Origin of the sequence: Thalassotalea eurytherma, from assembly GCF_030161415.1 — a bacterium.
Lineage (GTDB): Bacteria > Pseudomonadota > Gammaproteobacteria > Enterobacterales > Alteromonadaceae > Thalassotalea_G > Thalassotalea_G eurytherma.
Window position 1 is genome coordinate 16,281 of record NZ_BSSU01000018.1, and the last position, 20,093, is coordinate 36,373.

The 20,093-nt window shown below is 39.0% G+C and carries 16 protein-coding genes and 6 pseudogenes; 9 read left to right on the forward strand and 13 right to left on the reverse strand.

The window, feature by feature from the left end:
• Window positions 1-222 precede the first annotated feature (222 nt).
• Both QQK02_RS15750 and QQK02_RS15755 read right to left on the reverse strand, forming a co-directional pair.
• Window positions 223-1,086, reverse strand: a complete 864-nt coding sequence (locus QQK02_RS15750; RefSeq protein WP_284209098.1) for an alpha/beta fold hydrolase — start codon at window positions 1,084-1,086, stop codon at window positions 223-225.
• Window positions 1,061-1,750, reverse strand: coding sequence for a CPBP family intramembrane glutamic endopeptidase (locus QQK02_RS15755; RefSeq protein WP_284209099.1), 690 nt, complete (start codon window positions 1,748-1,750; stop codon window positions 1,061-1,063). The genes QQK02_RS15750 and QQK02_RS15755 overlap by 26 nt, the downstream gene beginning before the upstream one ends.
• A 192-nt stretch (window positions 1,751-1,942) precedes the next feature.
• Here QQK02_RS15755 and QQK02_RS15760 point away from each other — a divergent pair, with 192 nt between their 5' ends.
• The 3 genes from QQK02_RS15760 to QQK02_RS15770 all read left to right on the forward strand — a co-directional run bounded on the left by QQK02_RS15760 (window position 1,943) and on the right by QQK02_RS15770 (window position 5,510).
• The gene (locus QQK02_RS15760) at window positions 1,943-3,577 is read left to right on the forward strand and encodes an AMP-binding protein (RefSeq protein WP_284209100.1); all 1,635 of its coding nucleotides are present in this window, start codon (window positions 1,943-1,945) and stop codon (window positions 3,575-3,577) included.
• 267 nt (window positions 3,578-3,844) lie between these two features.
• Window positions 3,845-4,249, forward strand: coding sequence for a DUF2750 domain-containing protein (locus QQK02_RS15765; RefSeq protein ID WP_284209101.1), 405 nt, complete (start codon window positions 3,845-3,847; stop codon window positions 4,247-4,249).
• Between the two features lie 4 nt (window positions 4,250-4,253).
• Window positions 4,254-5,510 carry a DEAD/DEAH box helicase gene (locus QQK02_RS15770; RefSeq protein ID WP_284209102.1) on the forward strand — a complete coding sequence of 419 codons (1,257 nt, stop codon included), beginning with the start codon at window positions 4,254-4,256 and terminating at the stop codon, window positions 5,508-5,510.
• 55 nt (window positions 5,511-5,565) lie between these two features.
• Here QQK02_RS15770 and QQK02_RS15775 read toward each other — a convergent pair whose 3' ends face one another.
• Window positions 5,566-6,444 (reverse strand): LysR family transcriptional regulator, encoded by an 879-nt coding sequence (locus tag QQK02_RS15775; RefSeq protein ID WP_284209103.1) that lies wholly within the window; start codon window positions 6,442-6,444, stop codon window positions 5,566-5,568.
• A 127-nt stretch (window positions 6,445-6,571) separates the two neighbouring features.
• Here QQK02_RS15775 and QQK02_RS15780 point away from each other — a divergent pair, with 127 nt between their 5' ends.
• The 5 genes from QQK02_RS15780 (at window position 6,572) to QQK02_RS15800 (ending at window position 10,485) form a co-directional block, all read left to right on the forward strand.
• Entirely contained in the window at window positions 6,572-7,243 is a 672-nt protein-coding gene (locus QQK02_RS15780; protein ID WP_284209104.1) for a type 1 glutamine amidotransferase domain-containing protein, read from the forward strand.
• A gap of 209 nt (window positions 7,244-7,452) precedes the next feature.
• On the forward strand, window positions 7,453-7,845 hold the full coding sequence (locus QQK02_RS15785; protein WP_284209105.1) for a hypothetical protein: 393 nt from the start codon (window positions 7,453-7,455) through the stop codon (window positions 7,843-7,845).
• 23 nt (window positions 7,846-7,868) lie between these two features.
• Window positions 7,869-8,579: a 2OG-Fe(II) oxygenase gene (locus QQK02_RS15790; RefSeq protein ID WP_284209106.1), complete on the forward strand. Its 711-nt coding sequence runs from the start codon at window positions 7,869-7,871 to the stop codon at window positions 8,577-8,579.
• A 213-nt stretch (window positions 8,580-8,792) separates the two neighbouring features.
• A complete protein-coding gene (locus QQK02_RS15795) occupies window positions 8,793-9,638 on the forward strand; it encodes an ice-binding family protein (RefSeq protein WP_284209107.1) in 846 nt (281 codons plus the stop codon).
• A 322-nt stretch (window positions 9,639-9,960) separates the two neighbouring features.
• Complete coding sequence (locus QQK02_RS15800) at window positions 9,961-10,485, forward strand: RNA methyltransferase (RefSeq protein ID WP_284209109.1); 525 nt, start codon at window positions 9,961-9,963, stop codon at window positions 10,483-10,485.
• 471 nt (window positions 10,486-10,956) lie between these two features.
• On the opposite strand, the pseudogene QQK02_RS15805 reads toward QQK02_RS15800, so the two are convergent.
• Window positions 10,957-11,173 (reverse strand): annotated as a pseudogene (locus QQK02_RS15805) (endonuclease III); the annotation flags it as partial.
• Between the two features lie 184 nt (window positions 11,174-11,357).
• The gene (locus QQK02_RS15810) at window positions 11,358-13,319 is read right to left on the reverse strand and encodes a fatty acid desaturase (protein ID WP_284209111.1); all 1,962 of its coding nucleotides are present in this window, start codon (window positions 13,317-13,319) and stop codon (window positions 11,358-11,360) included.
• Between the two features lie 107 nt (window positions 13,320-13,426).
• Between QQK02_RS15810 and QQK02_RS15815 the strand changes: the two genes are divergently transcribed.
• Window positions 13,427-14,464 (forward strand): AraC family transcriptional regulator, encoded by a 1,038-nt coding sequence (locus QQK02_RS15815; protein ID WP_284209112.1) that lies wholly within the window; start codon window positions 13,427-13,429, stop codon window positions 14,462-14,464.
• Window positions 14,465-14,572: 108 nt separating this feature from the next.
• Here the strand turns inward: QQK02_RS15815 and QQK02_RS15820 are convergent.
• The 8 genes and pseudogenes from QQK02_RS15820 to QQK02_RS15855 all read right to left on the reverse strand — a co-directional run.
• Window positions 14,573-14,785 (reverse strand): annotated as a pseudogene (locus QQK02_RS15820) (integrase core domain-containing protein); the annotation flags it as partial.
• 1 nt (window position 14,786) lies between these two features.
• Window positions 14,787-14,903, reverse strand: a pseudogene (locus QQK02_RS15825) (endonuclease III); the annotation flags it as partial.
• A gap of 103 nt (window positions 14,904-15,006) precedes the next feature.
• Window positions 15,007-16,056 carry an alpha/beta hydrolase gene (locus QQK02_RS15830; RefSeq protein WP_284209113.1) on the reverse strand — a complete coding sequence of 350 codons (1,050 nt, stop codon included), beginning with the start codon at window positions 16,054-16,056 and terminating at the stop codon, window positions 15,007-15,009.
• A gap of 192 nt (window positions 16,057-16,248) precedes the next feature.
• Window positions 16,249-16,494: pseudogene (locus QQK02_RS15835) on the reverse strand (endonuclease III); the annotation flags it as partial.
• Window positions 16,495-16,788: 294 nt separating this feature from the next.
• Window positions 16,789-17,454, reverse strand: a complete 666-nt coding sequence (locus tag QQK02_RS15840) for a GDSL-type esterase/lipase family protein (RefSeq protein ID WP_284209114.1) — start codon at window positions 17,452-17,454, stop codon at window positions 16,789-16,791.
• A gap of 128 nt (window positions 17,455-17,582) precedes the next feature.
• A pseudogene (locus tag QQK02_RS15845) lies at window positions 17,583-17,831 on the reverse strand (endonuclease III); the annotation flags it as partial.
• A gap of 154 nt (window positions 17,832-17,985) precedes the next feature.
• Window positions 17,986-19,302: an ADP-ribosylglycohydrolase family protein gene (locus tag QQK02_RS15850; RefSeq protein WP_407705051.1), complete on the reverse strand. Its 1,317-nt coding sequence runs from the start codon at window positions 19,300-19,302 to the stop codon at window positions 17,986-17,988.
• Between the two features lie 166 nt (window positions 19,303-19,468).
• A pseudogene (locus tag QQK02_RS15855) lies at window positions 19,469-19,735 on the reverse strand (endonuclease III); the annotation flags it as partial.
• Window positions 19,736-20,093: the final 358 nt, after the last annotated feature.

Below are 20,093 nucleotides of genomic sequence, written 5' to 3' on the forward strand. Positions count from 1 at the left end.
GTGCGCCAGTGTATCTGTATAATTTGAGAGGTCGATTAGGGGCTGTTGATCTTTCAGTTTGTAACTCTGTTGTCTTGAAGAAGATGAGATTCACGGCGCTTAAAGTAATGTTTGGTTGTTCCAAATACACTTTAAGCAACAAAGAATATCGCTTTTTTAAGTCAACCCAAAGGGCTTTGGCTAATTTTGTAGTATGAACATTTTTGCGATGGTGCTATCTGTTTAATGTTTAAAGACAGCATTTTTTAAAAAATAAATCGTTTGTTTGGTTACTTCATCGTTATTTCTCATCGCGGTATGTCCTACATCAATCGCGATAAAATCTTTCATGCTTTTCAATTTTGTCGACTCAACAGAGACTAGCCCATCGTTTGGTCCATCAAAGTGTTTTTTTGTTAACCCTGAAGGCTTTGTACCAGCAATGATACCGATATTAATGTTCATGACTATATTTACTTCTTCAATGGTGTTACCAAAGCTGCTGTCTCCGGTGATAAGAGACTGACTAACTTCTCCACCGACTTTCATTACCCAAGACTCACTCAAATGGTCTGCCAATTCACTGCCTTTATTTGGCGTACCCATGAAAACGGCATTGCCGATGTTGTAAGATTTCAGTTTTTCTTGGTTGTTTTGTAGATAGGCGCGAATAACTAATCCACCAAGAGAGTGCCCGACAAAATGCACTTTTGGTGCTTTTGAGATACATGAATCTATTTGTTGATTGGTTTGCTCAATGACCTTCTCTACGTTTTTACCAATGGTAGAGTAATCTAAACGGCACACTTTATAATTCGCACTTTCTAGTTTTTTTGCAAAACGCCACATTGCTGTCTCGCCTCGACCTAACCCATGAGCAAGTACAACTACTTCATCGGTTGGTTGATATGACGAGCTATTGGCATTAAAGCTTGTACAGCCTATGACTTGACTTAAAATCAATAAAATTAATGTGTTGTAAAGTGTATTCTTCATTATTTTACTGCGCAAAAGTTTGGTGTTTCGTTTAAGGGCATTCATTCTACGTTCATATTTAAATTGTACTTGAAGTGCGGCTTGATCATTTTTTGTTCCTACTTTGCGCATACAAGTACCAAGTCACAATGCCAGGTGCCACTATTGCTTGAAGCGTAAAAAATAATAGCGTTACCCATTCACTATAATGCGTCGACTCGCCTTGTTGAATCAGTAATTGATGTCCAATAGGGCCAGCAGAAAATACAATGGCTGTGATAAAGTTCCAACCAAGGTGTAAGCCAATGGGGGCAAATAATGACTTTGTTTTCGCAAACGCGTATGCGAACATCCAACCACCACAGCCTGTGACGAGAAATATGTACACCATGAGCACGAGTCTTTCGCCAAAAATGTCATAGCTAAACCAATGATAAATGCCAAAAGCAATCGAGCTAACTAAACAGCCTTTTACAATACCAATTCTTGTCATTAACAAATATAAGAGGGCACCGCGAAAAACGAGTTCTTCGAAAACAATCGCTTTGACAATCCAAAAGGTGCCGCCTAAAAAGGTCAAGAAGTCGTAGTCTGTATTTAACTGGTAACTAATACCTTTAAAATAAGCTTGTCCAACAAAGTTAATCATAGCGATGAAAGCCATAAACAACATGCCAATAAAAAATTCTTTGAGCCTTTTTCTTGTAGGGGTAAGTCCTAATACGTTAATAGATTCACCGCTTAGCCGGTGCAGTAGGAACCAAGAAATTAGAAAAACGACAATAAGACCTGCCATTACCGAGCTCACTCATGTGTATTGAAAAGTTAAATCCTTAGTAGGAAAAATTAGCATGGCCCCTATTAATAGACAAGCTAAGGACACGGTTTAACTATTATGTGATGTAGAGATGAGTTAAATGTTGTTTTGCTCGAATTATCGCCCATTTAACGCTAAGCTGACGTTAAATAACAAAAAATAGAGGGTGATATGGAACTTCAATCGAACCTTGAATATGTATTACAGCATGCTAAAAACAAACCTGATGCTACCTTTTTAAATCAGCCTGTTGACGGGCAGTGGCACCAGTTTTCCTGGGCTGAAGTTGAACAACAAGCAAGGCGCATTGCCGCAGGCATAAAGGCACAAAATTATCCTGCCAAAAGTCGAATTGGTATCATTTCTAAAAACTGTGCTCACTGGTTTATTACCGATTTAGCGATAATGATGGCTGATATGATCAGCGTACCTATTTTCTTCAATGCCAACGAAAATACAATTAGCCATATCGTTAAACATAGTGAACTTAAAGCTATGTTTGTTGGCAAGTTAGATGAAATGGAAAGTGCCGAGTCTGCTATTCCTGAGAGTGTTTTACGAATAGCTTTTCCGTATCCAACGGTTACTGCATCAAGTAAGTGGCAAGCGTGGTTAGATAACTTTGAACCACTCAATGATATTTATTTACCTAACCTCAATGATGTCGCTACGATTATTTACACATCGGGCAGCACAGGTGTACCTAAAGGGGTATCGTTAACTCACAAAAACCTGTTAGCTGCTACCAAGTGTGCGGTTGAAACATTAGGGCTATCTAGTAGTGATAGGTGTATGTCATATTTACCGCTTGCGCATATTACTGAGCGCAGTCTTATTGAAGGCACGTCAATGGTGGCTGGCGCAACCATTTACTTTATAGAGTCACTTGATACGTTCATTGATAATGTTAAATATGCCAAACCAACGCGATTCATCTCGGTGCCACGCTTATGGCTTAAATTCCAGTCTGAGATTTTTGCTAAAATTCCGCAACGCAAGCTCGACTTTTTACTCGGTTTACCCCTAATAGGAAAGTTGCTTGCAGCTAAAATTCGCAAAAATTTAGGTTTTGATGAGGTCGTTCGTTACGGATCTGGTTCAGCGCCAACGCCTCCTGCTGTTATAGCGTGGTATCAAAAAATAGGTATTAACCTTGAAGAAGGCTGGGGGATGAGTGAAACATCTGGGCTTTCTTGTGGTAATAATCCTTTTAATAGAGCCGATATAGGCACCATAGGTACGCCTCTTTCTTGCGTAGAAATGAAACTATCTGAGCAAGAGGAGATTTTAATCAGAGGCGATGCAGTATTCGAAGGCTACTATTTAAACCCAGAAGCAAATGAAAGTGCATTTGTTGATGGTTGGTTTAGAACGGGAGATCGTGGTGAGATTACTCAATCTGGTGCATTTAAAATCATTGGGCGATTAAAAGAAGAATTTAAAACCAGCAAAGGTAAATATGTATCTCCGGCGCCAATCGAAGGTAAGTTATGTGCGTCGAGTAATATTGAATTAGCATGCGTAACTGGCGCAGGTTTAAAGCAACCCGTCGCTTTGGTTATGCTTTCAGAGTCAGCTGTCAGCAATAAATCACAGCTTGAATCAGAGTTAATTGAAACGTTAAATGAGGTTAACCAAACATTAGAGCATCACCAGCGTTTAGATTACTTGTATGTCTGTGGTCAAGACTGGTCAATAGAAAATGGGCTACTTACGCCGACATTGAAAATTAAACGCAGCAATATCGAAAGTAAATACAATAAGTTACTTACCGATAATATAACGGATAAAGTGCTATTTGAATAAAACTTAAAACTTAAAGCTTAAGCCGGTGTTAGTGCTCACTAACATTGGTTTAAGCCTTTTCTCTTACCTAACATCCCACTACCTAAATCAATTTTAACCAAATACTCATGCCCAATAATTCAAGCATTTCTTGGACAAGGCATTTTTCTATAGCCCATCTCTGTAGATAAATAAGGCTAAAAAACCGTGATATCGAATAAACAAGTCGGCGAAGCGTTCTAAAGTCTTGTAGAATACACATATGAATAATAAGCACCTGGAATCCTCATGACTCAAGCGTTAGATGCACAACAAATCACCACTATTTTAGCCTATGACAATAGCCAAAGAGCGAATTACTTTCTCAAGGAAGTTGTTGCCAATAACACGATTTGGATCCTTAAAGATGAGCATGGGTGTGTCATGTTAAATACCGAAGAGGAAGACTGTGTTCCTGTGTGGCCGAATGAAGAGTTTGCTCAAGCTTGGGCGACGGATGAATGGGCGCAATGCGCGCCAGAAGCCATTTCCTTAAATAAGTGGTTTAGCCGATGGACATATGGTTTAGCTGACGATGATTTGGCCGTCGTGGTTTTTCCAAGCGTTGATCAAGAAGGTTTAGTGTTTGATTCGCAAGAGTTGGAAGTTGAACTTAAAAATAGCCAAAAGAAATCAGCTAAAGGTCAGCGATAAACACATGAGTTTTTCTTCTCTTTCATTAGATAAACCCCTTATTGATGCAATAAAAGCCAAGGGCTATACACAAGCTACGCCAATTCAATTAAAAGCTATTCCGGCTATTTTAGCGAATAAAGACGTAATGGCAGGTGCTCAAACAGGTACTGGAAAAACCGCTGCTTTTGCCTTACCTATTTTGCAAAAGCTAATAGGCGACATACCGGAAAAAAGGCCTGTGCGCGCTTTAGTACTGACACCAACCCGAGAGCTTGCTCAACAAGTATATAAAAGCTTTGTTGGTTATGCTGAAAATACCGAGATCAATGTTGCGGTTGCCTATGGTGGAGTAAGTATTAACCCGCAAATAGCAGCGCTGAACAAAGGCGCTGATGTTTTAGTGGCAACACCAGGGCGATTATTAGATCATTTAATTAACGGCTCTCTTGAACTTACTGACCTTGCTTGTTTAGTTTTCGATGAAGCAGATCGTATGCTAGACATGGGCTTTAAAGATGAAATTGATCGAATACTCTATCGTGTGCCTATTAATCGTCAAACCTTGTTGTTTTCAGCTACCTTCGACGATGCCATTTTCAAATTAAGTAAAACCTTACTCACTGATCCTGAGCTGATTGAGGTTAGTGAGCGAAACACTGCGGCCGTAAAGGTAGAGCAGGTTGTTTATACCGTTGATTTAGATAGAAAACGTGAATTAACATCGCATTTAATTGGCTCAAAAAATTGGCAACAAGTACTCATTTTCACACGCACTAAACAAGGTGCAGACGCGCTTGCAAAAGAAATGTGTAAAGACGGCCTAAAAACCCAATCTATTCATGGCGATAAATCACAAGGTGCGCGTGAAAAAGCGTTAGCGGAATTTAAAGAAGGTACGACCCGAGTCCTAGTGGCTACCGATGTTGCGGCACGCGGTATTGATATTCAAAGCTTACATGTTGTGATCAATTATGAATTGCCTTATGTAGCTGAAGATTACATTCATCGAATTGGCAGAACAGGTCGCGCTGGCAAAGAAGGCATTGCGATTTCTTTAATGGCACCGAGTGAAGAGTGGTTACTCACAGCGGTTGAAGAGGTGCTTGATACGCGTTTAATGCAGCAATGGTTGCCCGGATACGAACCTGACTTAACCAAAACAGAAGCAGTGATGAAGAAAATTAGCAAGGGTAAAGCAAAGCAAAACGCGAGAAAAAAAGCATTAGGTGAGCGCGTAGCGAAACCTGAGGGTAGAAGTAAGCAAAGACATCGTCGTTAATGTTGGCTTTGTCCTCGAGCGCTCAGCTTTTAAAAAACGCGATTATTTTTATCTTTTACTGCCACTTTGCAAAATAGTCGACTAAATAATCAATGGCTACTCGAACCCTTAGTGGCATGAATCGTTTATTTGGGTATACGATCCAACTACTTGTACCTTGTCCCCAGTAGGGCTCGAGAATAGGCGTTAATAATTTTTTCTCTACTGCTTCGGTAAATGTACTTTTGGGCATGTAAGCGACACCTAGCCCCCTAGTGCATGCCTCTAAAATAAGGTTGGCATTGTTGCTTTTCCACCGGCTGTTTACCTTTATATTTTCTTTTTTACCGTCAACATCGAACTCCCAAATATCTTTGTTTGCCACTAAACAATTATGGTGTTTCAAATGTACAGGGTGTTTAGGCATGCCTTTTTGATCTAAGTATAATGGGCTTGCGACAGCCATTAGCGGCCTGCTGATTAGCTTTCTTGCGATCAAGCTAGAATCTGATAGTTCACCATAGCGAATAGCAAAGTCTACGCCGTCTTCGATTAAATTCACAAGTCGACTGTTTAAATCGATTTCAACGGTCAATTCTGGGTACATCGCAGAAAACTCCATCAATGCAGGCGCAAGAAAGTGCTCAGCAAAACCTCCGGCTGCTGAAACTTTTAACGTACCTGTTAAGTGAGTTTGTTGCTGGTTTACTAATTCATTTGCCTGCTCTAGCCCTATCAGCAATTCTTTTACTTGGTGATAATAGTTAGCACCATGATCTGTTAATGTAACCAAGCGTGTAGAGCGAGCTAATAATGAAGACCCTAAGCGCTCTTCTAAACGGGCTACTTGTCGGCTAACGTGGCTGGTACTGCAACCTAATTGTTTGGCTGCAGCTGAAAAACCATTTGTTTCAGCAACCGCTGCAAATTCAATAATACCATCAAAACTATTCATACATACTTATTGTTGCTATATGGCAATACTGTTTATCAGTTTTACTATATTATCATCTGTTTTGTCATGAATTAGTATAGCTAAAGTGAAATAAGCCATTTTATTAAACATAGTCATTGGAGCTATTATGAAAAAAGTATTAATACCGGTCACTAACCATGCAACGTTAGGTGATACGAATCAAGCGAACGGTACTTATGCCCCTGAGTTAACGCATGTTATTCATGAACTTAACGTGGCAGGTGTTGATTATGATATTGCCTCAATTAACGGTGGCAAAGCGCCTCTTTATGGCACTGATATAGCAGGTGACGATGTTAATAATACAATTATTGCTGACGAAGGCTTTCAAAGCCGTATTAACAATACAATTCCTGTTCAGCAACTTAATGTAGATAACTATCAGGCGATATTTTATCCGGGCGGTTTTGGCTTATTAACTGATTTGGCAAAAAATGAAGACTTTGCACACTTGAGTGCAAAGCATTATGAAGAAGGTGGTGTGCTTGCTGCCGTTTGTCATGGTCCTGCTGCACTTCTACCTATTACCTTATCGAGCGGAAAACCTTTACTTGCAGGTATTTCGGTAACAGGTTTTACACGTGAAGAAGAAATTGATTTTGGTACGATTAATGACATACCTTTTTTACTAGAAGAGGCACTTGCAAGAAAGGCCGCTCGCTATAGTAAGGTACAGCCTTGGGGAAATTTTATTATTGAAGATAAAAATGTCATCACCGGGCAAAACCCGTCTAGTGCTCATGCAGTAGGTCAAGCATTGGTTAAAAAGTTAACCTAATATTATTTGGCGTTGTTATAAAAACCTTAGCTATTTGAGGATAAAATCTTAAATGCTAAGGTTTTCATTATGATTAAACCGTAAAAACCATCACCTTCTTAAAGAAATAAACAACTCACTTTTATCCGTAAATCATGTCTATTTACCTCTAGTATTTGCAAAGTAGCTAAGATAGTCTTAGACACAAATAGGTAGTGGAAAGTTAGTAAATGGTTAAACATGGTGATTACACGGTTACGGTTGAAAATTCCGTTATTAGTGTCACGTTTATTGGCATGTTTAACGAGGTCGCATCTCAACATGTATGTACCCAAGTTGAAGATATAATAAATGGCATGAATGGCGCTAGTTTTTGCATGCTATTCAACCTGCTTGATTACGAAGGGAGTACGCCTGAAGCTCACAAAGTTGGAAATACACATTTTGAGTGGTTAGAGCAGCAAAACTGTATAGGCAGAGCAACGATTGTTACTCAGCAAGCTTTGGTATATATCGCTAAAAATGAGCAATCATCGTTACGCCATTCAAATATAAAAACTAAAATGTTTGATAATGTGGCTGATGGTAAAGCTTGGCTACAGTCATTGCAAACTAATCAATAGCTTGGGAAATCTATTTTAATATCATGTGGTTGAATCAAGAAAAGATCACTGATGCGTCTATAAGAACTTACCGGCAACTACTCGTTTCTTCATGCCCTAATCATGTTGTTATCGATGGCTTGTTTGATGAAGATAAACTCGATCGTGTGATGAAGGTTTTACATCATCCTAGCCGTTGGCAAACGCAAAAACACACCTATGCTGCATTGTATGTTGATGATGATGAGTGGGATAACACCGAGCATGAACATCGCTTTGTGCGTCGCGATATTTGGCTTCGTAATGAAAATCTGGCTAAGCCTGATAATACCTTACCCCACTGTAACAAGGTAGCTAGTGAATTTTTATCATATTTGCGTGGAGACGAATTTATGTCAGTGTTGTCACGCATTTTTGATGTAACCTTGACTGATAAACACGTGGGTGATCCTCAACTTAATACTAACTTCTTTAGATTAAGTACTAACGACTTTGTAGAGCAACATGCTGATGACTCCCCAGGCAGAGAAGTATGTATGCTACTATATTTAAACAAAGCGTGGCAGGATGACGCTGGTGGTGAACTTGTTTTTCTCGGACAAAATGAAGAATCTGTTAATGTGGCACCGCTATATAACCGTTGCGTTTTGTTTGATCCATCTTCAATAGGCTCTGAGCACTTGGTAAAAAGGTTGAATGCTGGTTTAGTCGATGTTTATCGCTACAATGTTACTAGCTGGTATTGGTCAGAGTAATATCACCTCAAAATCGTCGGTTAGTACAAGCATTTCGTTTTTTCTAATTAATTCAATCGCTTTCATTTCTATAGGCAGTTTTGCCTCCCATAACGTTAATTATATGTTTATAAAATCTTAATGTTTTGTTTGTTTTTTATTCGACAGTGGTAAGGTGACTCTGTATGATAGCGCTGTCATTTTTAGCTGTGTTGTCAAAAAAGGTTCTGTTCAATGAAAAACTTTCTATGTTTTCTAGTGTTATTCATAGTAAATCTTCCGTTGTATGTGTCGGCAGGCGTCATTAATTTAGGAAGCGCTGAGCAATATATATTCGCCACAGCGAGTGAGTCACAATGGAGCGGTAACTTATTGCTAGGCTCAGAAGCTCATGTTTTTGGCAGTGTAGCTGCATCAAATACTTTAGAATTAGGCGGTGGCGTAATTGTTGACGGTGATGCTTGTGCAGGTGCTACTAATAATTGGGGAGCGACTGTTGCTGGCACTACAGGTAGCTGTACCGATTTTAGTCAGTTAGCTCAGGACATTAAGACTGCATCCTCTGAAGCTGAGAGCTTAACGGGTCGAGACTTAGGCAATGTAACAGATAGTTTGGCAATAGCAGGTGACGGAAAGCAAACATTTCTCATTAGTGACTTAATATTAGCTGGTGGTGAAACCTTAACGCTAACAGGTGATGCTAATGATTCTTTTGTCTTTAACATCTTAGGTATGGCCCAGTTAGGCTCTGGCGCAAACATTTTACTGGAAGGTGGTATTTCGGCACAAAATGTCTTTTTTAACTTTGTAGCTAACCCGACATCTCATAGTTTTGAAATTGGTGGAGCCAACATCAGTGGTACTTTTTTATCATCGGGTCGTTCATTTATTTTAGGTGACGGTGCTACATTGAATAATTCACGCTTTTATTCAACAGAAAGTATTGTTGCGAATGTACAAGATGTGCGTTTTTCTGCATCACAATCAGTGACAGTGCCTGAGCCAACGACAGTGCTTTTGTTTACAATGTCGATTATGTTAATTGTTTTTCAACGGTTCACATTGTCAAAAAGCGACTAAGACTAATATCTAATAAACCATTTAATTCTTTTGAAACTTGGCGATTAAGGGCGTTTCACTCGTTGAAAACTAGGTTATAGATACTTTAACTAAGTAAGTATTTACCTTATCAACGTAGTAAAGGCGTTAGCTGTTCCAAATACTCATCATGTCATTTAGACAATAATATGGGTCGGCATGATTAAATATAATACGTAGTATTTTTATCTATGTAGATAAAGTAACTGCTTTAAGAAAACTGGGCAGCTTTAGTTGAACAGAACATTATTTCGGGTATCCTAGCCGACAAAATTTATTGTAGATAAAGTTGCAAAACCACAATATGAGTCATTCAAACGTAATTATCGGTCTGGTTAACCCTAAAGGGCCTAGCAATGTTGGCACTGTAATGCGAGCTGCAGGTTGTTTTAACGCCAACGAAGTATTATATACAGGTACTCGTTATGCACGTGCCGCGCAATATGAAACAAAAACCAACACGGATACGCATAAATCTCGAAACAGCATCCCGTTGACTCAAGTTGAATGTTTAGTAAGTAAAAAAGCAGAAAACATGGAAGTTGTGTGTGTTGAGCTATGCCTTGGCGCAACGTCTTTAATAGATTTTTCGCATCCAGAGAACGCGTTATACATATTTGGACCAGAAGACGGTTCAATTAGCCAAGACGTTATTGATCAGGCTGATCATGTTGTTTATATACCAACAAAAGACTGTTTGAACTTAGCAGCAACAGCAAATGTTGTGCTTTATGATAGGCTAGCCAAATCATCCGCTATCAATCAGGGCGATGAACTTATAAAAAGTAGCCGTGATACCAACAACCGTCTTAAGATCAAAAGTAACTAGATTAGGCTTGTTGAGAGTATTAACTAAGTCTCGTTGCACCACAATGGCTGGAAACAGCGCAAATAATTAAGCACGATGTACCGCACTATGCGCAGAGTAAACCCTGCCACAAAACATTATTTTCACCGTGTACTTTCGTCTTCAAAATCAGTTTTGATGATCGCTTTGCTAATCAAATATGTAATTCACCTTATAAAGTGCGCTGTCTGCATATTTCGGAGCAAACCGAACACCGATTTCGGCCTAAAGCGATCAAGCATTTCGGTTTAAAGCGATCACCTATTTCGGTTTTATCCGATCACTTTTAGCAATTTTCCGAAATCAGTGTTCGGAATAGCGAAATCACTGATCGGATTCTCCGAAATATGCACCAAATTCATGTTAGTGAGTTTTGCTCCTAAATTAGCAATAACTGTGCTAGTTAAAAATAATAAAAGGGCGTTATTCGGTTTTATCCTTAAACTCACACAATTATTCAATGAGACAAACGCCACATTAGGCCTTCGGGCGGTACAGGTATAACGACCGTGCAGAATAAGCCAGTGGTGAACGTCGACTTTGAACTTGGCAGGAACGACTTTAAGTAGTTTCTGTTCAACCTCTAACACGTTTTTACCCATGGCAAATTTGGTACGGTTTGAAACGCGGCCTATATGGGGGCAACTGCTATTGTCGGCCTGCCAAAAGACAATCAATTTAGGTGCATGCAAGGTTTGGTAGCCATGCTGTAAGCATTGACGTAATGAGTTAAGCTAGCTCCCATTGTTAACTTACCTAAATAATTTAATGGCATGAAGGTAAATATTGAATCACGCGATAAATCGATGAAAAGAAGCTAGTTATTTGGTTTACATAAGGGGCTCATAGATAAACTATAAATTAATGAATACCTTCATGTCTTCTAGTGGCTTGCATTGGCAGCTTAATACGTAACCAGCGGCCTTTTCTGCACGAGAGAGCCCTGCCACATCATCGCAGATGTTATTTGCCTTACCTTGCTCAACTTTACATATGCAAGAGCCACAATGGCCTGAACTACAACCATGAGGTAGGTTAATGTCATTTGCTAATGCTACTTCGAGTAGGGTTTGATTGGATGCGACGGAGATAGTATGACTTTGTTCATTAGCGATCTTAATGTCAATTTTATGCAACCTGCCTCGCGGTGAGGCTAATGACTGAGTAAATTGCTCAGTATGAACTCGGGTGTCATTAATTTTGCCATCAAAAATAGATAACAAGTCTCTTTTTAACTCAGTGGCTCCACAAAAATAGAAATCAGTGTGGGCGAGAATATCGTTTTTTCTTCCTGTAGTAAGGTCAGCTAATAGTACCTTTAACGCTGACTTGTTAATTCGCCCCTGCATTGCATGAACCAATTCTCGATTATCCTTAAGTACATAATGAATCTGAAATCGTTGTGAAAATTGCTCTTTTAACTGCTCTAATTGATGATAAAACATTAAACTAGATTTGTTTTCGTCTGCATAAATTAACTTTATTCTCGTATTTTCTTCTGTAAAAAGAGATGTTTTCAAGATGGATAATATAGGAGTGATACCACTTCCTACAGCGATCAGTGTAAGCAACTCGGTGCGTTTTTCATGAGCTGGTGGATAAATAAAACTACCATATGGACCTTTAACAATTAACTCTTGTTGTGGGCTGAGTTTATTATTCAAAAAGTTAGACATAAGACCTCCACTAATAGCTTTAACTGCAATGGTTAAGTCGTTTTCTTTGGGGCTAGAACAAATAGAATAACAGCGTGTCACTTGTTTACCGTCAAAACACTTACTAATGGTTAGATATTGCCCTGCGCTAAATTTGAGTGGTTGGTTATTGGGGAGTTTAAATTTAACGCTGATACTTTCGTCCGTAAGTTGCTCTACTTTATCTACAGCCAGTAGTCGATTAATTGCAGCACCATCGGGCTGTAAAGATTTTACGTGAGGTGATCTTAAAAATCCTGCCCGTGGCCCTTTGCCAATATCTTCTATTGGAGCGTTACGTTTGATTAAATCAGGTAATGTTTGTAGGTAGACATTTCTATATAAATACCACGGGACTTTAGGATACATATGATGAATTAAGTGATAGTTTTGCCCGAGTAGTAAGAAATTTAACCACTTACTAGGATAAACTCGACTATTATGATAACGAGCTAAAGACTTGTGGGGATGATGAGGTAAGTAGTCAAACAATAAAGCGAGTATAAACACGGCAAAAACATTAGGGATAAGTAATAAGTAAATGACATCTTTCGCAAAGCCGGAAGTCATCAGTATAGTGATTGAAAAGCCAATCACTAAGAAGTAAAGCAAACTTGTTAGGTGAGTTCTTCTAATACACGGGTCATGCCTGAGCGTTGTATGGGCCATAATGTGATACTTCAATGGAATGAATAAGCAATTTAAGGCGACTTGGTACCACTTTTTTCCAAAAGAAAAATGGTCTGGATCGCGCTCAGGATCATTCGTATAAGCGTGATGACGGTTATGAATATGTTTAAACATGCTATAGGGTAAAAGTAAAAGTGGCACTGCACTAATCCAACCCATGATGCTTTCAATTGGTTTAAGCAAACTTCCTTCTTCTATAATGCTGCCATGCCCAGCATCATGGACGATAGTAAAACCTACATAAGCAAGGTAGATACAAAAAAATGAGGCGATTGGGTAGGGCAGTATACCTTGCGTAGTTAACGTTATAATCAAACCATAACCCAATATGTAGCCTATAAAGAGCAATACGCTACCCCACGCTATGTGGGGAATGTTATCCTGCCAAAGGCTTGTATAGTTATCAATTGATTCAGGTGATGTTGTATTCATATTGCATCTCTTAACTGTTAAGTTTTCAACTATAAATGGTTAATTTATGTTTGCTATTTTCATTATTTGACATTAATGTTGTCATTAACTGACACAAAAGTTTTCTTATGAATGATTCTCTCCGACAAATAAATAAAGCTTATATAGAAATAGCTTTAAACCATGGAATTGCAGATGTTGAGCAGGTCTTTGCACATACAAACCTTTCGTTGCCAGCACTAGAGAAGCTAGATTATGTTGATGTGTCGGTTGCTATTCAAATGGTACATAACGTTGACAAATATACCGATGTTCCTAATTGGCCGGTCGAACTAGGAACCTTACTTGGCACCTCAAGCCATGGCCCTGTTGGCTACGCCGCTTTAAGCGCACCGTGTGTTGGGAAAGCTTTATCAACTTTCTCACAATGGTTTCAACTTCGTTGTAATGTATACACTGCTTCGATTATTGAGTCTGTCGATTATTTTCAAATAAAAATTGAAGACACTACGGGAGATACATTATTTCAAAAGGTGTTTTTTTCAGCATTTGTACGCGCGTTCGAGGTGCTAGTAGAATTATTGCTTGGCAGGTTTCCTGAAAATGAATTAGCCATTTATTTTCAATCACAAAGTTTACCATTTGAAGATAGGTGCAAAACCGCTTACTTATCTCAAATTCACAAAGAGCAATCAAGTAATAGCTTTTTCATTCATAAAAACACTTGGTATCGTCGCTCTCCACTATACGATAAAGAGTCTTATGAATTTAACTTACACTCTTGCCAGCGGTTGCGAGACGAGTTGGCGCAAAAAGATCGTCTAGACATGAGAATAATGCACATTTTTAATAATCATTTTGATAGGCAAATAAATGAAAAAGGAAAGGTAAGCTCCCCACCAACGTTGAGTGAAGTTTGCCAACAATTTCACATGACCGAGCGTACATTAATTAGACAGCTAAAATCACTAAATACCTCATATCAGTCAATACTAGATCAGCAAAGGCTGGCTTATGCTAAAAAGCTCTTAGGGGATGTTCGTTACAATATATATGTTGTCGCTGATTTGTTGGGTTACCGAGAGGCAGCAAATTTTTGTCGGGCTTTTAAACGTTGGACGTCACAAAGCCCTAGTGATTTTAGGCTAAATCCTAGGGAGATATGATTGTTTGGATATGCAGGAACAAGTCTAATGAAGCCAAAAACTATTCAGTCTTCTCTTATAACTCACATGCATTTTCGATAATACAGGCACCTCATGTCCACTTCCCCATTAATGACACCGCTCTAAGTTAGCGTTTTCCAGTTTAGCTCGGTAAGTTGCCGGTGGCAGATTACCGAGATTTTCATGAGTTCTTTCTTCATTGTAATCCTGTCGCCAAAACCAAGCCATTTCTTTTACCTGATTGATCGTTTCAAACAGGTAGTCATCGAAAAACTCTCTGCGCAATGAACCGTAAAAACGCTCAACAAAACCATTTTGCTTTAGGTACAATCTTTAAAAGCTTTTGTTCTTCTTCAACGACATTTTTACCCATAGCAAATTTAGTGCGGTTTGATACGCGGTCAATATGAGTGTCTACCGCAATAGTTGGCCAGCCAAAATACAATAAAAGTAGATACGATAACGATGCTAGTTTGACACTACATTAAGAGCCAGGTTAGCACGAATGATAAACTTTCAAGGCCTCAAGTTGATTGACTTGACTATTCAACAGTTAGATTTTGCCTATCTACGATAAAATCAAAGGTCATTTCGGATAGGTTTTGTCCACCAACGGTTGCATCCCAAGCTCCATGTCCTGCACCCTCTAGAGTAACAAGCTCGTTATGAATGCTTAAAGAATCATAGATTCCTTTTAATTCGGTTGCTTCAGAATACGGTGTAGATGGGTTCACATCATTAGTACCATGCGCCATGAAAAGCTCAGGATCGTCACTGTCATATAAATACATTCCATATACATCTTCGAACAATTCTAGTTTTACATTCGAACCCCAAAAATAAACCATGCTTTGTACGTTATAGGTCTCTTCCAAATTTGTCGTTGAAAGTGTGGGATCGTCGGCAATAGAAATTTCATCTCTAAAATCTTCTTGGTTTGAAATGCCTAATGCAATTGTTGTAATTGCCCCTGCTGAAGCTCCACCAACAGTGATGTAATCGGTGTTTATGTTGTAGGTGTCGGCATTCGCTACAATCCAGCGAAGAGCGGCTTTTGCATCTCGTTGTGCCATGTACATAGCGATAGCTTGTTCAAACTGTTTTGTAGTATCAACACCTTGGAGAGCATGTTCAATCCACTCTAGCGGTGCAAGGCCTTTGTAATAAGCTAGTAACTCATCTTGAGGTGTGCCTGGTGTCGTAATTAACTCTTCGGCTGTTCTATAATCTATTGAAACCAAAACCCACCCTCTTGAAGCATAGTAACTTGCCATGTCTACAATTTCTGGTTTAGTCTTTGTGCCACCAGTAAACCCGCCACCATGAATAAACATAAAGACAGGTCTATTAGTCGAATCATTGCTAGGGTAATAAACATCTAGCTTAAGCGATATTGCAATAGGTGTTGTGCTTGAATTGTTGTGTCTTAATCCTTCAGCGTATGTGATATCTTCTTCTACTAAGGTTAGATAAGTCGATTGCGCTTTAACTATTGGCGTGATTTCAATTGGTTCAGAGGCGGGAGAGAAAGATGTGGAATTATCAGAGTTGCTACCGCCGCCACAAGCTGATAACCCTGTGAGAAATAACAAACTACAAATCAACAGAAAACGATTATTACGCATAGTAACCAGCCTATTAAACTACAGATTGAATTAATTGTTGTAAAAACTACCAAGAATCAGTTTACTGTTAAAGGAGGTTTACAAAACTTTACTCGACTTATTTCTGTTATTTAACCTGTAGCGTTTTACTTTGATATTATTATTTTCTATACAGATTTTTTATTCTTTTTTATCTTTAAACTCACACAAATCTTCAATAATACAGCTCCCGCACTTTGGTTTGCGAGCAACACACGTATAACGGCCATGCAGTATTAGCCAGTGGTGAACATCAACTTTAAACTCTTTTGGTACAACTTTAAGCAGTTTATTCTCAACTTCGACAACATTTTTACCCATAGCAAATTTAGTGCGGTTAGAAACGCGGTCGATGTGTGTGTCCACCGCTATTGTCGGCCAGCCAAAGTATCAGGAAGGTAGATTTAGTAGGCTTCTGATAAGCAACAAATTGCTGTCTATCAACTATCATTTCAAGTTGTATATAAAGTATGAAAACAGACTTTTAATTACCTCGAATTTAGGGGGCGATAAATCAAAGATAGACTTGACCTTAGAGATAATAATTTGGATGATAAAACTTCTTCTAGTCGATACAAGAATCTGTTTATTGATAGTAAATATTACACTTTTAAAGTGTAATATTTAGGCAAGTAATCTAGCAACACTCCGACATAAATTATTCAGAAGCATTTTCAATAATTATGTAGTTCCTACTTTTTCAATACACGCACAGCTATCGCCTAATAATATTGCCTTCACTACCTCCGCTAAATGTCGGGCGAAATCTTGGTGTGCGGCTTTATCCCAGTGCACCCCATCTAATGGGCTAGTCTTCACTACCTGACCTGCATTTAAGAAGTGAATACCTAACTCTTGGCAAAGCTGATAGTAAGTCGAGGCAAGTTTTCTTGAGTTTTCTAGCTCAAGTTGCTCGAACTCTTCATCGAGATCAGGTGAGTTAACCAAAGGCGCAGGAGCAACCAGCATAACTTGGGGCTTATCATAAGGGCTGTAATCAAACTCTAATGCCTGCTTACATAGCAATCTTGCTCCAGATTTTATTTCTTCTACTGAAAGTTGCAAACTCTTCTTTAAATCGTTGGTTCCTAAATTGATGATCACCAACGATAACGGCCGACAACTTTCCAGGTATAACTTTAATAACTCTGTTCCACGACGGAAATCGCGTTTAGTATCACAACTGTTGGTTGTGCGACCATTAAGTCCAGCTTCATAGAAGGAAACTTTATTTTCTAGTAACATTGGCGTAAGGGAAGTCCAGCGCGTGGACTCGTCATACCGGAGACCTGTACCAGGTTCGTATCCCCACGTATTTGAATCACCAAAGCATAAAACGGTTTTCATCGATTATTTCTAAACATACTAAATAATGATATTATTATAACGTTACTTGATGAATATTGTATACAGTGCTTCCGTAAAGTCATAATTAAGACATTCATTGTCTCTTATTCGCTCACAGCGGGCTGTACCTATTCAGTTTTGTCTTTATATTCACATAAGTCTTCAATAATACACGCTCCACATCTTGGTTTACGCGCAACGCAGGTATAACGTCCGTGTAATATCAGCCAATGATGCACATCGACTTTGAATTCGGCAGGTACTACTTTTAATAGCTTTTGTTCAACTTCCACTACGTTTTTACCCATGACAAATTTAGTGCGGTTTGATACTCGGTCGATGTGGGTGTCCACCGCTATTGTCGGCCAGCCATAAGATAAGCGAAGTAGACTTATCATATTTTAAAGGACTTTTATAACTTTCAGAAAGTTACCTTGATAGTTAACCAGTTCTGTTTGGAAACTTAGCGTTTTTAAGGTTTGGATCTGCGCCACGCTACTTTTATCCTAATTTTACGCTAATGTTGTTATTTTAAGGCTTCACTACAGCATCTTTTATGTACCAACTATCAGATTTGATGTCTACAACATGATTTGTTCTCAACACTCTATCAGCAATACTCACACCAGTAGCAGCCATTTCATCCAAGGGTATAATACCGTCATTTTGAAAATTACGTCTTGTTCTATGTATATTAAATGTACTTGAAAAGGACCGGTCAAAAATTTTTTCTAAACCTTCTTTCCCTAATATAAAGCCCAGCATTCCTCCCCAAGTTGCGGCTGGGTTGTCTGAGTCCCAACCAGCTAAGGTCGCTATTTTGACGGTTTTTTTGTAATCACCTTCACCGTAGAACAAGCTGATAAGGCTTGAGGCAAAATTAATTCCAGCTGCAAAACAACCGTTACAATATAGATTTCTGGAAGTGATTTTATACCCGTCACTCTCCTCAACTTGGTAGCGCTGATACACGGCATCACGGACTTGTTCCCAAGTATTTCCTTGCAGATATTTACTTAGCACAAAATCGTACATTTTCGCAGGGTACTGACCATCTGGTAGATAAGTTCTAGCTGTGTCTGCCATCCAAAGAATGTCAGACATATCAATAGTTTGTCCGGTATAGCGAGCAGCCAGAGAATACATTACCACATAAAATTCAGCGATAGATGCGGCTTCCCCAAATGCTACGGTACGGATAGGGAGATTAGCCAATCTTAAGGCTATATCTGGTTTGGCTGGCGCAAAGAAACCAAAAACTTCGGTTGTAAGCTGAGCGTCTATCATGTCGAAGTGGGGGTTATTTTCTGGTAGTCCGGTGAATGGAGGCAGCATTCCATTTCGCATTAGATTGTGCGCAGCTTGATTAGATACCCATAGATAATTTTCATTGTCACCTTCAGGATCTTTTCCATAGGGTGTGATTTCATCGCTTGAATATATATGCTTAAGCCAACCCTCGCGAATTTGTTCAGCGCTAAGCTCTGTAGTTTGGTGTTGCTCGAGTAGTGTTTGATAAATAAATTCAATATCGGTGTCATCGTCCGAACCCCATGGCTCATTGTTTTTGGCAAACACAAAGTCAATAGTTTCGGACAAATCGCTGGGTATACCTTGTCCCCAAATACTTGCTTGATCTGGTTTTCCCCAGTCTTCGGAAGTATAGAATTTGCCTGTTTTTATCTCGCCTAAATTGCCAATTTTATCCATTTCGGTAACCAACCCAGTCCAGTTCGCAATGCTTTGTCCTAGCCAGAATCCGTACATGGACTGCTCATAGTTTGTTTTGCTTATTACTAACTCATTTGATTGTGCATGCGTTGATATTGGCTTAATAGTAGAAGGCATTTTTGTTTGGGTGCAGGAAAATAAACTAGTCAGGCATATTCCAATAAGGACAGATCGTTTAATAATATTTAAAGTTAACAAGGGTATTTACACCACTCAAGCATTGTTTGATGATAATTTAACCATTGGCTAGCAACAAAATCAATACATGACTTCGCTCATGCGGCTAATCAGTCTTATCTTTATACTCACATAAGTCTTCAATAATACAAGAGCCGCATCTTGGTTTGCGGGCAATACAGGTATAGCGGCCAATACAGGTATAGCGGCCATGAAGAATCAACCAATGGTGCACATCGACTTTGAATTCAGCAGGCACCACTTTTAAGAGTTTCTTCTCAACTTCCACAACGTTTTTACCCATGGCAAATTTAGTGCGATTGGAAACGCGGTCTATATGAGTATCTACAGCAATAGTAGGCCAACCAATAGATAATGAAAGTAGATATTAATTTGCTTCTGTTTTCACATAGTCTGTGCCAGAAGCGGAAGTTGGTTACTTAATTAAAAAAGGCAGCTTTGATAGCGGACGTTTCACTATTTCGTTTTTATGACTTCTCGGTGCGCTATATAGTCGTTAGAGTTCGCTTTGCTAACGGCTGCACCACGACTTAAATCGGTCGTTAGCATCAATAACTATTTGAGCTGTTTCAAGGTTAAATAAGTGGAGACTACTTTCGATTTTATAGACAACATAGACACCACAGCAGGCACTGAGACCTAACTATGTTGACTGCTTTATATTAAAATATCATGATAGTTAATCTAAACTTGATCTCGGATTATCCATA